Source organism: Halorubrum sp. SP9 (genome assembly GCF_005435015.1).
Classification (GTDB): domain Archaea; phylum Halobacteriota; class Halobacteria; order Halobacteriales; family Haloferacaceae; genus Halorubrum; species Halorubrum sodomense.
In genome coordinates, this window is record NZ_SGXU01000291.1 from 1 (window position 1) to 549 (window position 549).

The 549-nt window shown below is 59.6% G+C and carries 1 protein-coding gene; it reads left to right on the plus strand.

The genetic code is table 11. From position 1 onward, the window contains the following. On the plus strand, window positions 1–549 hold a 549-nt coding region (locus EXE45_RS17585), incomplete at both ends, for an RNA-guided endonuclease TnpB family protein (protein WP_137695094.1).

The following is a 549-nucleotide window of genomic DNA, read 5'->3' on the forward strand; positions in this document are numbered from 1 at the left end:
GGGTTGATCTCGGTATCGAAAACCTCGCCGTCACAAGCACCGCCTCCTTCTTCAGCGGGCGGGAGTTAACCCACGATCTCCACGAGTTCGAGAAGGTACGCGCCGGACTCCAACAGACCGGGACGAGGAGTGCTCATCGGACGCTCGAACGATCGAGCGGCCGTGAACTTCGCTACGTTCGAGATGTACTCCACCGAGCATCCAACGCCATCGTCTCGGAAGCGCTCGGGTACGAGTGCGACGTGATCGCGTTTGAGGATCTAACCAATATCCGCGACCGTACGGGAGCGTCGTGGGGACACAAGTGGGCGTTCCGAACGCTCTACGAACAGGTGGAATATAAAGCCGAAGCGGAAGGAATCTCGGTGAAGCAAGTCGGGTCGGCGTACACATCGAAGCGGTGCGCCGAGTGTGGGTTCACGGCAGACGAAAATCGCCCGACTCGCACCGATTTCCGGTGCGTGAAGTGCGAGTCGGAGGCGAACGCAGATTACAACGCGGCGAAGAACATCGGGATGCGGTATGTCCGTCGAGGCCAACAGTCGTCTC